Consider the following 15240-nt stretch of genomic DNA (forward strand, 5'->3'; position numbering starts at 1 on the left):
GATGGCCATAGAGAGCAAAAACCGGGCAGGGGGGCTTCGCCTGTGGCGCAATGCGCGTCTGGCGACCATGGCTGAAAATTCTGCCGATCTCGGTATCGTCGAGCATGGTGCGCTCGCCGCGCGTGATGGCCGCATTGTCTATGCCGGTCCGGAATCCGAGATGCCCTCGGCGTTTGCCCAAGGCGAGATAATCGATTGCGAGGGCCGCTGGATCACGCCCGGCCTGATCGACTGCCACACCCACCTCGTCCATGCCGGCAACCGCGCCAACGAGTTCGAGATGCGGCTGGCCGGCGCCACCTATGAAGAGGTCGCCAGGGCAGGAGGCGGTATCGTCTCGTCGGTCAAATCCTTGCGTGCCGCCAGCGAGGACGAGCTGGTCGCCCAGACGCTGCCGCGCCTCGATGCGCTGATTGCCGAGGGCGTCACCACAGTTGAAATAAAGTCGGGCTATGGGCTCGATCTCGAAAACGAGAAGAAATCGCTGCGCGCAGCGCGACAGCTGGGCAATGGACGCCCGGTGACGGTCCGCACCACATGCCTCGCAGCCCACGCGCTGCCGCCCGAAGCCAAGGGCGACAAGGATGCTTTCATCGATCTCGTCGCCAAAACGATCCTTCCCGGCGTCGCCGCCGAAGGCTTGGCCGATGCCGTCGACGGGTTCTGTGAAGGCATCGCCTTTTCGCCCGAGCATATGTCTCGCGTCTTCGACAAGGCCAGGGCGCTCGGCTTGCCCGTAAAACTCCACGCCGACCAGCTGTCCAACCTGCACGGCGCTGAACTTGCCGCCCACTATGGCGCATTGTCGGCCGATCATCTCGAATACACCGACGAGGCGGGCGCCATGGCGATGGCCAAGGCGGGGACCGTGGCGACGATCCTGCCCGGCGCCTATTACTTCATCCGCGAGACCAAGAAGCCACCGATCGGCCTGTTCCGCCAGCATGGAGTCAGGATGGCTGTGGCCACCGACAACAATCCCGGCACTTCGCCGCTGACCTCGCTGCTTCTGACCATGAACATGGCGGCGACCCTGTTTGGCATGACGGTCGATGAATGTCTTGCCGGCGTTACCCGCGAAGCTGCGCGTGCGCTGGGCTTGCTCGACGAGACCGGCACGCTGGTGCCGGGCAAATCCGCCGACCTGGCGATCTGGGACATCGAGCGCCCGGCCGAACTCGTCTACCGCATGGGCTTCAACCCGCTGCATGCCCGTATCTGGAGAGGACAATGACTGAACTGACCCTGAAGCCCGGCAATGCGACGCTGTCCGACTGGCGTGCCGTCTATCGTGGCGCCGTGCCGAAACTGGACGATGCCTGCCGCCCAAAAATCGAGGCGAGCGCCGAAGCTGTCGCGCGCATCGTTGCCAAGGGTGAGCCGGTCTATGGCATCAACACCGGTTTCGGCAAGCTGGCCAGCGTGCGCATCCCCGCCGAGGATCTCGAGACCCTGCAGCGCAACATCGTGCTTTCGCATGCCGCAGGCGTCGGCGAGCCGATGCCTGTCGCCATTGCCCGGCTGATGATGGCGCTGAAACTTGCGAGCCTTGCGCAGGGCGCCTCCGGCGTGCGCCCGCAAACCATCGAGTTGCTCGAAGCGATGCTGGCCAATGACGTCATCCCTGTGGTGCCGGCGCAAGGCTCCGTCGGCGCCTCCGGCGACCTTGCCCCGCTGTCGCACATGACGGCGGTGATGATCGGCGTCGGCGAATGCTTTACCCCGCATGGCCGCTTCCCGGCCAAGGTCGCGTTCGTCTCGCATGGGCTGGAGCCCGTGACATTGGGCGCCAAGGAAGGCCTGGCACTGCTCAATGGCACGCAGTTTTCCACCGCCTATGCGCTGGCCGCACTGTTCGATGCCGAGGTGCTCTACCAGTCGGCGCTTGTCGCCGGCGCGCTGTCGACCGATGCGGCAAAGGGTTCCGACGCTCCATTCGATCCGCGCATTCATCTTTTGAGAAAGCACCGTGGCCAGATCGAGACCGCCGACGCGTTGCGCAATCTGATGGCCGGCAGCGCCATCCGCGAGTCGCACCGGGTCGGCGACGAGCGGGTGCAGGATCCCTATTGCCTGCGTTGCCAGCCGCAAGTCATGGGCGCCGCGCTCGATGTCCTGCGCAAGGCCGCCGATACGCTCGAAACCGAAGCCAATGGCGTCACCGACAATCCGCTGATCTTCGCCGAGGACGATACGGCACTTTCGGGCGGCAATTTCCACGCCGAGCCGGTGGCCTTCGCCGCCGACATGATCGCGCTTGCTGTCTGTGAGATCGGCTCGCTGTCGGAACGCCGCATCGCCATGCTGGTCGACCCCGCGCTGTCGGGCATGCCCGCCTTCCTGACGCCCAAGCCCGGTCTGAACTCCGGCTTCATGATCCCACAGGTAACGGCGGCGGCACTCGTTTCGGAAAACAAGCAGAAAGCCTATCCGGCCAGCGTCGATTCCATCCCGACGTCGGCCAACCAGGAAGACCATGTCTCGATGGCCGCGCATGGTGCGCGGCGGTTGATCGGCATGGTCGAGAATGCGACGGCAGTGATCGGCATCGAATTGCTGGCGGCCGCGCAAGGCTGCGATTTCCATCAGCCGCTGGCCTCGAGCGCAGCGCTGGAAGCCGTGCGCAAGCTGGTTCGCGCCGAGGTGCCGCATCTCGACAATGACCGGCATTTTCATCCCGACATGGAAAAGGCGATTGCCATGGTGCGCAGCGGTGCGGCGGTGAAGGCAGCGAGCACGGTGGCGCTGCCGGGGATTGCATCGTGAGAACGCCAATCGCCACAGGTCGCGTTCTGTCGCGCCCCCCTCTGTCCTGCCGGACATCTCCCCCTCAAGGGGGGAGATTAGCAGATTCTTTGGCGCCGCTCTTCCTCCAACGCCGGCGATTGGCGAAAGCCCGCGTGACAGCCAATCTCCCCCCAAGAGGGGGAGATGCCCGGCAGGGCAGAGGGGGGCGCCGTAGAGCTCCAACTTACGGAGGTCTCTCATGACCTCGCCTTCCTGGCTCACCATCACCCAAGGCACCGCGCCTCTCCTGGTCTCCATCCCGCACACCGGCATCGACCTCGCTGGCCTCGAAAACCGGCTTATCTCGCCATGGCTCGGCCGCCGCGATTGCGACTGGTGGATCGACAAGCTCTATGATTTCGCGACCGACCTTGGCGCGACCATCGTGCACACCGCGATCTCGCGCACCGTCATCGATGTCAACCGCGATCCATCCGGCGCGTCGCTCTATCCCGGCCAGGCAACCACCGGCCTATGCCCGACCGAAACCTTCGACGGCGATCCGCTCTATCGCGAGGGCGAAGAGCCGGGGCCGTCGGAAATCGACGAGCGCCGCCAGAAGTTCTTTGCACCCTATCACACCGCCTTGCAGGCCGAGATCGACAGGTTGCGCAGCTTGCATGGCCAGATCGTCCTCTATGACTGCCATTCGATCCGCTCGGTGCTGCCGCGTCTGTTCGAGGGCACGCTGCCGGTGTTCAACCTCGGCACGAACGACGGCAAGAGCGCCGATCCGGCGTTGCAGGCGATGGTCAACCGGATCATGGCCGAAACCGGTGAGACCTTTGTCGTCAACGGACGCTTCAAGGGCGGCTGGATCACGCGCCATTTCGGCCAGCCGCATCAGGGCGTGCATGCGCTGCAGATGGAACTCTCTAACCGCGGCTACATGCGCGAGCCAGACGGGAAGGGTACGCCAGACAATTGGCCCGTGCCCTACGACGCCGCGTTCGCCGCGCCAATCCGCACCACGCTGACACGGATTCTCCAAACCGCCATTGACTGGGCCGGGCGCTGATGCGCCGCCTCATCCGAAAGGGACAATGATGACCGACCCTCGCCACAACATGCGCGAAGTGCGCAGCCCCCGCGGCGACAAGCTCAACGCCCGGTATTGGACGACGGAAGCGCCGCTGCGCATGCTGATGAACAACCTCGACCCTGATGTCGCCGAGAACCCCAACGAGCTGGTCGTCTATGGCGGCATCGGCCGGGCGGCGCGCACCTGGAACGATTTCGACCAGATCGTTGCTTCGCTGAAGACGCTTGGCGAGGACGAGACGCTGCTGGTGCAGTCCGGCAAGCCGGTCGGCGTGTTCCGCACCCACCCGGATGCACCGCGCGTGCTGATCGCCAACTCCAACCTGGTGCCGCACTGGGCGACCTGGGAGAAATTCAACGAGCTCGATAAGAAGGGCCTGATGATGTACGGCCAGATGACGGCCGGCTCCTGGATCTACATCGGAACGCAAGGCATCGTGCAGGGAACCTACGAGACCTTTGTCGAGGCCGGTCGCCAGCACTATGGCGGTAATCTCAAGGGTAAGTGGATCCTGACCGGCGGCCTCGGCGGCATGGGCGGCGCCCAGCCATTGGCCGCCGTCATGGCGGGCGCCTGCTGCCTCGCGATCGAATGCAATCCGGATTCGATCGATTTCCGCCTGCGCACCCGCTATGTCGACGAGAAGGCCGAGACGCTGGACGAGGCCATGGAAATGATCGAGCGCTGGACCAAGGCCGGCGAAGCGAAGTCCGTCGGCCTGCTCGGCAATACGGCCGAGATCGTGCCCGAGATGTTTCGGCGCGGCATCCGCCCCGATATGGTCACCGACCAGACCTCGGCGCACGACCCCATCAATGGCTATCTGCCGAAGGGCTGGACGATGGCCGAGTGGCGCGAAAAGCGTGTCAGCGACCCGAAGGCGGTCGAGAAGGCGGCCCGCGCTTCGATGCGCGAGCATGTCGAGGCGATGGTGGCGTTCTGGAACGCCGGGGTGCCGACACTCGACTATGGCAACAACATCCGTCAGGTCGCCAAGGACGAAGGCTTTGAAAATGCCTTTGCGTTCCCCGGCTTCGTGCCGGCCTACATCCGTCCGCTATTTTGCCGCGGCATCGGCCCGTTCCGTTGGGCAGCACTCTCCGGTGATCCGGAGGATATCTACAAAACCGACGCCAAGGTACGCGAACTCACCCCCGGCAACACACATCTGCACAATTGGCTGGACATGGCGCGCGAGCGGATTTCCTTCCAAGGGTTGCCGGCGCGCATCTGCTGGGTCGGTCTTGGCGATCGCCACCGGCTGGGCCTCGCTTTTAACGAAATGGTGGCCAAGGGCGAGTTGAAGGCGCCTGTCGTCATCGGCCGCGATCACCTCGATTCGGGCTCGGTCGCTTCGCCGAACCGCGAGACGGAAGCGATGAAAGACGGCTCGGATGCGGTCTCCGACTGGCCGCTGCTCAACGCGCTGCTCAACACTGCGTCGGGCGCCACTTGGGTGTCGCTGCACCATGGCGGCGGCGTCGGCATGGGCTTCTCCCAGCATGCCGGCATGGTCATCGTTGCCGACGGCACGGCGGATGCTGCAAGGCGGCTGGAGCGCGTTCTGTGGAACGACCCGGCGACCGGCGTCATGCGCCATGCCGACGCCGGCTATGACATCGCCATCGAATGCGCCAAGGAGCACCAGCTCAACCTGCCCGGTATTCTCGGGTAGCGGCTGACGTCATGCGCACCCTTCGTGTCACCGATTACCGCGTCATGCCATGGAAGAACGGCGGCGGCACGACGACCGAGATCGCCGTCTCGCCCGATGGTGCCGGGCTCGACGATTTCGACTGGCGCATCTCGATGGCCCGGGTCGAAAGCAGCGGACCGTTCTCCGGCTTCGACGGCATCGACCGCACCCTGTCGGTGCTGGAAGGCGAGGGGATCGTGCTTGATGTCGCGGGCCGTCCGCCGGAGCGGATTACAGTGGCTTCCCAGCCATTTTCCTTTCCAGCCGACCAGCCGACCAGCGCCGCGCTGATCGCCGGCCCGATCACCGATCTCAACGTCATGACCCGGCGCGGCCGGATGCTGCATTCGGTCGAGCGTTTGGCGATTTCGACGCCTGTGGAAATCCCGACCGAGGCCGGTTTCACCGTCATCCTTTGCCACAGAGGCCATGCCATATTCCCCGGCGCCGCGCCCATTCGTCTCGGGCCGCTCGACACCCTGCTGCTCGGGCCGGATGCCTCTGTCTTGTGGGTTCAGCCCGCCCCGGATGCGACCCTTTTCGTAATCCGGATAGTCGGGGCGGCCTGACGCGTTTCGGGCCAACGGTTACCGCCTGTTTCCAAACATGATCGCGACGCCGGCGAAATATAGCGTAAGCTGGCACCGGCATCACGAAAAAGCCCGAATCCTCCCCGTCGATCGGTCCTGACGGGAGCGAGGGGCGCTCGTCTTTGAGTTTGCTCGAAAGATGGCGCCCTGTCGTGGTGCGGAAACAAACTTTCGGCATAGGGGTTGATGCAACCAATTGCATTTGAACCGGTTTTAGGGCCATTGCCGTGGCGGTGACGCCGCTGAGTGCCCGCTTACGGAATTTTCAATGAATATTCAGACGAATCCAGCCCAGATCGAGAAGACAAGCGCGAGCTTCCCAGCCATTACGGAAGAGCCGATAAGATCGACATACCTGCCGGAGGAACGGCTCCGGCTGCTCGGCGAAAGCCTGGCCAAGGGCGATCTGACGGATCTGTTCGGTCTGATCCCGTTCGACTTCCAGGCCCGTATCCGTGACAGCGCCAAGAAGATCCTCGAAGTCTACCGGTCAACCAATGCCGCGCAGGCGAGGGGCGAAACCATCACGCCGGCCGCGCAATGGCTGCTCGACAATAACTATCTGATCGAGGAAACGATTTTCCAGGTCAAACGCGACCTGCCGCGCCGCTTCTATCGGCAATTGCCGACGTTGAAACTGCCCGATGGCGGCACCGTGCCGCGCGCATTGGCGCTGGCTTGGACCTATGTCGCGCATTCCGACAGTTCCGTCTCGGCGACCATGTTCAAGTCCATCGTCCAGGGTTTTCAGTCGGTCGAACCGTTGAAGATCGGCGAACTCTGGGCACTGCCGTCCCTTCTGCGCTTCGTGCTGATCGAGAACCTCCGCCGCCTGGCCGTCAGGGTCAACCGCACCCGCCAGATGCGCCAGATCGCCAACGACGTGGCCGACAAGGTGCTGGCGACCGACGACAATCCGGACCGGCAGGCAATCCTCGCCAAGTTCAGCGTCCATGCGCACGACACCACCTTCGCCACTCAGCTTCTCTATCGCCTGCGTGACGGATCGCAGAACGCCGGCAGGGCGCTGGAATGGCTGGAAGGCGAACTCGAGAAGACCGGCTCGGATGCCGAGGAAATCATCATTTCCGAGCACCAGACGCTGTCCAGCGGCAATGTGACCACCGGAAACATCGTCCGCGGCCTGCGCCTCATCAACGATGTCGACTGGACAGTCTGGTTCGAAGGCGTCAGCCGCATCGATACCGTGCTGCGCGATCGTACCGATTTCGCCGCGCTCGACTTCTTCTCGCGCGATCAATACCGCACCGCGATCGAGGAACTGGCGCGCCGCTCGAACCTGTCGGAGTACCGTGTTGCCGAAAAAGCCATTGAACTGGCCGGCCATGCCGTCGGTGAAACCATCCCGGAGAGCGGTGAAGGCGTGGACGCCCAGGCTGCATCCGCTCATACCGATGTCGGTTTCTATGTCGTTGGCCCGCGTCGGCTGGAGCTGGAAAAGGCGATCGGTTACCGGCCCACGATCAGCCAGACGGTCAAGCGGACCTTCGCCAAGACAGGCTGGCTGGGCATCGTCCTGCCCGTCTTCGCGCTGACCGTCCTGCTGCTCGTCCTGTCCGGCAACGCCCTTTCCAATCTCGGCCTGTCGGTGCCGTCGATCGTGCTGATGCTGGCGCTGTTTGCCGTGCCGGCCAGCGAAGGCGCGCTCGCTTTCTTCAATACCGTGGTCTCGCTGTTCCTCAAGCCGACACGCCTGATCGGTTACGACTACAGGCACGGCGTGCCGCCCGAGGCTCGCACCCTGGTGGTCGTGCCGTCGCTGATCGGCTCGCGTGACGATGTCGAGGAGAACATCCGCAACATCGAAGTGCATTACCTTGCCAATCTGGCGGACGAAATTCATTTCGCGCTGTTGTCGGATTGGCCCGACAGCAAGATCGAGATCGATGCGGCGGACACCGAGATCCTCGACTTCGCCCGCGCCGAAATCGCCCGCCTCAACGCGCGCTATCCCTCCGAAGGCGCCCCGCGCTTCTACATCCTGCACCGCCGCCGGCTCTACAATGCGGCGCAGGGCGCCTGGATGGGCTGGGAGCGCAAGCGCGGCAAGCTGCACGAGCTCGACCTGTTGCTGCGCGGCGACAGCGATACCACCTTCCTGCCCCTCGACGTCCCGCTGCCGGAAAAAGTCGTCCATGTGATGACGCTCGACGCAGATACCCGCACCACCCGCGATGCGGTATCGAGCCTTGTCGGCAAGCTTTGCCATCCGCTCAACCGTCCGCATTTCGACGCCACTAGGCGCGTCGTCACCGCCGGTTACACCATCCTGCAGCCGCGCATCACAGCTTCGCTCACCAGCGGCGACGAAGCCTCGTTCTTCCAGCGCGTGTTCTCGGCCAATCGCGGCCTTGATCCCTATGTCTTCGCTGTTTCGGACCTCTATCAGGACGTCTTCAGCGACGGGTCCTTCACCGGCAAGGGCCTCTATCATGTCGATGCCTTCGAGGCCGCCTTGCAGGGCCGCATCGAGGAAAACACCATCCTCAGCCACGATCTGCTCGAAGGCGCCCTGGCGCGCGCCGCACTGGTCACCGACGTCGAGTTGGTCGAGGATTACCCGACCCGCTACTCGGTCGACGCCTCGCGCCACCATCGCTGGGCGCGCGGCGACTGGCAGCTTTTGGGCTACATCTTCAATCCCCGCTCAGGCGTTCCGGCCTTGTCGCGCTGGAAGATGGTCGACAATCTGCGCCGCTCGCTGACGCCGATCTTCTGGGTGATGGCGGCGATCGCCGGCTGGACCTTGCTGCCCTTCACGCAGGCCGCGCAGTGGCAGGCACTGCTGATCCTCAGCCTGTTCATGGCGCCGACCTTCGACGTGGTCAACGCCATCCTGCCCAAGAGCGGCGACCAGACGCCGCGTGGCCATTTCTTGGCGCTGGCGCGCGACGTCGCCTTCGGCACCGCCATGGTGGCGCTGAAGATCCTGCTGATGGCGCACAATGCCTGGATGATGGGCGATGCCATTGTGCGCACTCTGTACCGGCTGTTCGTCAGCCGGCAGAATCTCCTGGAATGGCGCACCGCCTCGCAGGCGCACAAGGCCGGCGACAACGATGTCGGCTCCTATTACGGCATGATGTATGGCGCCGTGATCATCGGCTTTGTCGGCCTCGCCATTCCGGTGCTGGCCGATTCCACCGGTGCCTTCGTCGCCTTCTTCTTTGCCTTGTTCTGGATCGGCTCGCCGGCGATCGCCAGCTGGATCAGCCGTTCCGCCGAAACCGAGGACCGGTTGCGCATATCGCCGGCCGATATCCACACGCTGCGCACCGTGGCGCGGCGCACCTGGCATTATTTCGAAACCTTCGTGACGGCAGAACATCACAATCTGCCGCCGGACAATTTCCAGGAGAGCCCCGCGCCCGTCGTGGCGCCGCGCACCTCGCCGACCAATATCGGCGTCTACCTGCTCTCGGTCGTTTCGGCGCGCGATTTCGGCTGGATCAGCCTGTCCGATGCCATCACCCGCATCGATGCCACCATGACGACCATCGAGAGCATGCCGCGCAGCCGCGGCCATCTCTTCAACTGGTACGACACCACGACGCTCAAGCCGCTCTATCCACTCTATATCTCGGCTGTCGACAGCGGCAATCTCGCCGGTCACCTTGTGGCGGTGGCGGCGGCCTGCGCCGAATGGGCGGAAGCGCCTTCCGTTCACCTCCAGGGCGATTTCGAGGGCATTCTCGACACCGTGACCATCCTGAGCGAAAGCCTCGACGAATTGCCCGACGACCGCCGTCAGTTGCGCCCGTTGCGCCAACGCCTTGTCGATCGCCTCGACGGCATGCGGCGTGCCGTCGACACGATCAAGGCGCAGCCGGAAATGGCCTCGATCCGCACCATCAACCTGGCGGTGCTGGCCGGCGAGATCCGCAAGCTCGCCACAGCCATTCACACCGAGGCGGCGTCGCCGCAGAGTGACGTCATCGTCGACTGGGCGGCAAGGCTCGAAGCCACCTGCGAGGCGCACGTCCACGACGCCCACAGCGACGAAAACGCCGTCGAGGCTCTGCGTGCCAAGCTGCTCACCTTGCGCGAGCGCACCCGTCGTTTCGCCTTCGAGATGGAATTCGCCTTCCTGATGAGGCCGGAGCGCAAGCTTTTGTCGATCGGCTACCGGGTCGAGGAACATCAACTCGACGAAAGCTGCTACGACCTTCTGGCCTCCGAGGCGCGGCTGACCAGCCTGTTCGCCATCGCCAAGGGCGATCTGCCGACCGAACACTGGTTCAGGCTCGGCCGCCCGATCGTCGAGATCGGCTTCCAGGGCGCGCTGATGTCGTGGTCCGGCTCGATGTTCGAGTATCTGATGCCACCACTGGTGATGAAGGAACCGCAAGGCTCGATTCTCAACCAGACCAGCAAACTGATCATCAAGCGCCAGATGCAGTACGGCCGCCAGAAGAACGTGCCGTGGGGCATCTCGGAAGCCGCCTACAATGCCCGCGACCGGGAACTGACCTATCAGTACACCAATTTCGGCGTGCCGGGGCTGGGGCTCAAGCGTGGCCTTGGCCAGAACACGGTAATTGCGCCCTATGCGACCATCATGGCGGCGCAGTTCAACCCGCGCGAAGCAGTGCACAATCTGGCCCGGCTGCGCGAGATCGGCGCGCTTGGCCGTCATGGCTATTATGATGCGGTCGACTTCACGCCGCAGCGGGTGCCGGAAGGCACCAACCATGCGGTCGTGCTGAACTACTATGCCCACCATTCGGGCATGTCGATCGCCGCCGTTGCCGACGCCATCTTCGAAGGTCGCCTGCGCGATCGCTTCCACAGCGATCCGGTCATTGAATCGGCCGAACTGCTGCTGCAGGAGAGGGCGCCGCGCGATATTCCGACCGCGACCGTCCGCACCGAGGCCGACGAGCGCTCCAAGGACGAGACCGAAACCGAGAGCCCCGACACCCGCATCGTGCTCGATCCCGTGCGGGCGCTGCGTTCGACCAATGTGATGTCGAACGGCCGCTATTCGGTGATGGTGACGGCGACCGGCTCCGGCTACAGCCGCTGGGGCGATCTTTCCGTCACCCGCTGGCAGCCCGATCCGGTCGAGGATCGGCTTGGCTCCTACATCTTCCTGCGTGATGTCAGCACCGGCGACTGGTGGTCGGCGACATCGGAGCCCAGGCGCGCGGCCGAGGAAACGGCGCAGACCCTATTTTCCGATGACAAGGCGAGCTTTGTCAAAACCGCCGGCACGCTGCGCTCCGAGGTGGAATGCATCGTCATTTCCGAGGGCAATGGCGAGGGCCGCCGGATCACGCTCTACAATGAGAGCACATCCGATCGTCACATCGAAGTGACGTCCTTTGCCGAACTGGTGCTGGGTTCGGAGGCTTCCGACAATGCGCATCCGGCCTTCTCGAAGATGTTCGTGGAAACGGAAATCGCTCCCAACAATGGCGCGATCTTCGCCACGCGCCGCAAGCGCGAAACCAACGAGCCCGATGTCACCCTGGTGCATTTCGTCACCGATCCGTCGGGACCGGCGCGTGATGCCGAGGCCGAGACCGACAGGCGCGCCTTCATCGGCCGTGGCCGCACCATCGTCGATGCCGCCGCCTTCGATCCAGGCGCCCGGCTGGGCGGCCATTCCGGCTTCACGCTCGATCCCATCGCCTCGCTGCGCCGTCAGGTGCGCGTGCCGGCCAACAAGAAGATATCACTGACCTTCTGGACCGTTGTCGGGGCCGACCGTGCCGAGCTGGAGGAGGCGATAAACCGGCTCGACCATCAGGAGAGCTTTGCCCGCCAGGCCATGCTTGCCTGGACGCGCAGCCAGGTGCAGACCCGTCATATGGGCCTCAGCCTGACCGATGCCGCCAATGTGCAGAAGCTGGCGCGCTATCTGATCTATCCCGATCCGTTCCTGCGGCTGCCGGCCGAGTCCATCGCTTCCGGGCTGGGCAAGCAGTCGAGCCTGTGGCCGACCAGCATTTCGGGCGATTACCCGATCTTCCTGGTCAGGATCGGCGACGTTGCCGATCTGGAGATCGTTGCCCAGGCGTTGCGCTTCCAGGAATATATGCGCACCCGCGGCATGATGATCGACTTCGTCGTCGTCAACGAGCAGGCTTCCTCCTATGTCCAGGATCTGCAGCGCGCGGTCGAGACGCTGTGCGAAAACAGCCGCTTGCGCGGCAAGGAACTCGGACCCCGCCAGCACATTTTCGCGGTGCGCCGCGACCTGATGGAGGAAACCACCTACAAGACGCTGCTCGCCGTCGCGCGGGTTGTGCTGCATACGCGCAACGGCACCATCTTCGATCAGATCGAACGGGCCGAGGCGGCCGCACTGCAGGCACGCGACGGCGTGCAGCCGGCAGGATTTCCGGGCCCGCGCGAAATTCCGGCGCCCGCACCGCAAATGCATGCATTTGCCTCGCAGGCCGACGTCAGCGCCGATGGCTCCGGCCTCAACCAGTGGAACGGTTTCGGCGGCTTCGACGGCGACGGGCGGCACTATGTGGTGCGCCTGGCTGGCTGGCGCACCACGCCGCAACCCTGGATCAACGTCGTCTCCAACGCCTCGTTCGGCTTCCACACCTCGGCCGAGGGTGCTGCCTTCACCTGGAGCCGCAACAGCCGCGACTACCAGTTGACGCCATGGTCGAACGACCCGGTGTCCAATCGGCCGGGCGAGGGCGTCTATATTTACGACCAGGCCAGCGGCAAGGCGTTCTCGCCGATCGCCGCGGTGGTGCGCGATCCCTCGATGACCTACGAGGCCTGGCATGGCCAGGGCTTCTCGACCTTCCGCTCGAAGCGCGGACCGTTGTCGATGGACCTGACCCATGTCGTCGATCCCATCGATCCGGTGAAGATCACGCGGCTGCGCATCCAGAACTCCGGCCCGGTACCGGCCCGGCTGCGCGTCTATGCCTATGCCGAATGGGTTCTTGGCGGACATCGGTCGCGCACCGCGGCAACCATAGTGCCGTCCCGCGACGGTGCCACCGGCGCGCTGCTGGCGCAAAATCCCTACGGGCTCGATTTCAGCGAGCGGGTGGCCTTCCTCGCCGCCGACACCGGCGTTCATTCGGTGACATCGGACCGGGCCGAGTTCCTCGGCCGACACGGGTCCAGCGAACTGCCGCAGGCGGTGCTGAGTGGCGCGGCTCTGTCAGGCCGCGTCGAGGCCGGAGACGATCCTTGCGCGGCGATCGCCCGCGACATCGAGATTCCGGCCGGCGGCGACGTCACGCTCATCTGGCTGCTCGGCGATGCCGAGTCCCCCGGGCAGGCGAGCGCGCTGGTGCAGCAGCACCGGGGCAAGGATTTCGACCAGCGCCTGGCCGACAATGAGCGCGAATGGCGCGCCTTCCTCGACACCATCCAGGTCGAGACGCCCGACAAGGCGCTCGATGCCATGGTCAATCACTGGCTACCCTATCAGAGCCTTGCCTGCCGCATCCGCGCCCGCTCGGCCTTCTATCAGGCAAGCGGCGCCTTCGGCTTCCGCGACCAGTTGCAGGACACGCTCGCCTTGCTGGCGCATGATCCGTCGCTGGCGCGCGACCAGATCCTCAACGCCGCGCGGCGGCAGTTCCCGGAAGGCGACGTGCAGCATTGGTGGTTGCCGCGCACCGGCGCCGGCGTGCGCACCCTGATCTCCGACGACGTGGTATGGCTCGCTCACGCTACGGCCCGCTATCTCATGGTGACCGGCGACGCCACCATCCTGAAGGAGCAACTGCCTTTCCTCGATGGACAGGCGCTGGGCGAAGGCGAGCACGACGCTTTCTTCACCCCGGAAATCTCGAAGAAGACGGTGTCGCTCTACGACCACTGCGCGCGTGCGCTCGACCTTGCCATCAAGCGCAGCAGTCCGGCCGGCCTGCCGTTGATCCTTGGCGGCGACTGGAACGACGGCATGAACCGTGTCGGCGAGCACGGCAAGGGCGAGAGCGTGTGGCTGGGCTGGTTCCTGCTGAAGACGCTGGGCGACTTCGCCGCGGTCGCCAGGACCGAGGGCGACACCAAGCGCGCCCAGGCCTGGGCAAAGCATGCCGACGCGCTGAAGCGGGCGCTTGAAAGCACGGCATGGGACGGCGAATGGTACCGGCGCGGCAGTTTCGATGACGGCACGCCTTTGGGGTCGCGTACATCGCAAGAGTGCAAGATCGACTCCATCGCCCAGTCCTGGAGCGTGCTTTCTGGCGAGGGCGACCCGGCGCGGTCGACTACGGCGATGCAGCAGGCGACGAAGCTGCTCGTCGACGATCATCTCAAGATCGTCAAACTGTTCACGCCACCCTTCTCGAAGACGCAGAAGGATCCCGGCTACATCAAGAGCTATCCGCCTGGCGTTCGCGAGAATGGCGGCCAGTACACCCACGCAGCCACCTGGTTTGTCATTGCGCTCGCCGAGATGGGGCAGACCGATGAAGCCTATCGCTGCTTCTCCATGCTGAACCCGGTCAACCATGCGTTCGACGAGGCCTCGACCGAGCACTACCGCGTCGAACCCTATGTGGTGGCCGCCGATATCTATGCCGGAGACGACAAGGCCGGGCGCGGCGGTTGGACCTGGTACACCGGCTCGGCGGGCTGGCTTTACCGGGCAGCGGTCGAAGGCATCCTGGGCATCGAACGGCGCGGCAAGCAGATCACGTTCCGGCCGAAGCTGCCCAGCCACTGGGATGGCTATCAGGCTTCGCTCAAGATGCTGGGCGCCGACATCAAGGTCCAGGTCGTTCGCGACAAAAAGACCAAGACGATCTCGCTCGAAGTCGATGGTTCGAAGACAAAATCGGCGTCCTTTGAACCCAAATCCGGCGGCCAGACCGAGGTCGTGGTCAAGATACCAGCGTAAAATCAGCAGTTTAGGTCAGAAACGCGCGCGTCCCCCGGGACGCGCGCCGCCGCGCCCTGTTTACTTGCGCGCGATCTGTGGGTCCCCCGCCAAACATGCCCGAAACCAACTGTGCAAGCTGGCGGTGATTAAAAATGTGGCACTGCTCGACCGCTGCCATGATTTTGCCGCAAGGCTGACATTTCACCTTTTATCTCAAACCGTTAGGTGATCACGTCAGATTTCGCATCGTCGTTATCTTTTGTTCGCTAAATGGGAACGGAAGCGATAGACG

At 64.2% G+C, this 15240-nt stretch carries 6 protein-coding genes; all 6 read left to right on the forward strand.

The features are described from left to right. The first annotated feature begins 1 nt into the window (after nt 1). Nucleotides 2–1234 (forward strand): imidazolonepropionase, encoded by a 1233-nt coding sequence (hutI, locus tag LB543_RS01095; RefSeq protein WP_224612355.1) that lies wholly within the window; start codon nt 2–4, stop codon nt 1232–1234. Then, a complete protein-coding gene (hutH, locus tag LB543_RS01100; RefSeq protein ID WP_224612357.1) occupies nt 1231–2766 on the forward strand; it encodes a histidine ammonia-lyase in 1536 nt (511 codons plus the stop codon). The genes hutI and hutH overlap by 4 nt, the downstream gene beginning before the upstream one ends. Before the next feature lie 220 nt (nt 2767–2986). Next, entirely contained in the window at nt 2987–3805 is an 819-nt protein-coding gene (gene hutG / locus LB543_RS01105) for an N-formylglutamate deformylase (protein ID WP_224612359.1), read from the forward strand. A 25-nt stretch (nt 3806–3830) separates the two neighbouring features. Further along, a complete protein-coding gene (gene hutU, locus LB543_RS01110) occupies nt 3831–5504 on the forward strand; it encodes a urocanate hydratase (RefSeq protein ID WP_224612361.1) in 1674 nt (557 codons plus the stop codon). Between the two features lie 11 nt (nt 5505–5515). After that, a complete protein-coding gene (locus tag LB543_RS01115) occupies nt 5516–6094 on the forward strand; it encodes a HutD family protein (protein WP_224612363.1) in 579 nt (192 codons plus the stop codon). A 289-nt stretch (nt 6095–6383) separates the two neighbouring features. Beyond that, nucleotides 6384–14966, forward strand: coding sequence for a GH36-type glycosyl hydrolase domain-containing protein (locus LB543_RS01120; RefSeq protein WP_224612373.1), 8583 nt, complete (start codon nt 6384–6386; stop codon nt 14964–14966). Nucleotides 14967–15240 lie beyond the last annotated feature (274 nt).

Origin of the sequence: Mesorhizobium sp. ESP7-2 (assembly GCF_020164715.1) — a bacterium.
Lineage (GTDB): Bacteria > Pseudomonadota > Alphaproteobacteria > Rhizobiales > Rhizobiaceae > Mesorhizobium.